Below are 519 nucleotides of genomic sequence, written 5' to 3'. Positions count from 1 at the left end.
CCGGCATTTTCGCCGAGGCGGGCCCTGAAGCGATCATGCCGCTGACCCGGGCCGCCGATGGGTCGCTGGGCGTGCGCGCGTTGAGCACCGGCGATACCACGGCGGCCGAATCTGCTGCCAACTCAGGTACGACAACAATCGGCGGCATCACCCAGCACATCAGCGTTCAGGGCTCAGCCGACGACGCCACGCTGGCGCGCATCGCCCAGGCGTCCAAGAAGGGCGCCGAGGACGGCTATGCGCTTGTGATCAGCGATCTGAAGCGAAACGGCCCGGTGCGGCAGCTACTCAACCGCCGGTAACGGCTCCAGGAGAACCGAATGGCTATTCCATGGCCGGCTTCGCTGTGCCCGAATGAAATGACCTGGGGTATGGTTTACAACAACCGGGGTTTTACCTCGTCGCTCTCCAACGCCCAGCAGGTGGTGGGCTATCCCGGTGCCTACTGGCAATGCACGCTGACCTTCAACAACCAGACCCGTGACCGCGAGCGTCAGCTTACGTCGCTGATCGGCAGCC

General features: G+C 64.2%; 2 pseudogenes. Both read left to right on the top strand.

What is annotated here, in order from left to right:
- A pseudogene (locus HAQ05_RS28075) lies at positions 1–302 on the top strand (phage tail tape measure protein); the annotation flags it as partial.
- A gap of 18 nt (positions 303–320) precedes the next feature.
- Positions 321–519: pseudogene (locus tag HAQ05_RS28070) on the top strand (hypothetical protein); the annotation flags it as partial.

This window comes from Pseudomonas typographi, from assembly GCF_014694385.1.
GTDB classification, from domain to species: domain Bacteria; phylum Pseudomonadota; class Gammaproteobacteria; order Pseudomonadales; family Pseudomonadaceae; genus Aquipseudomonas; species Aquipseudomonas typographi.
Note: the sequence above shows the minus strand (reverse complement) of the source record. Positions and strands in the feature narration are given on the sequence as shown.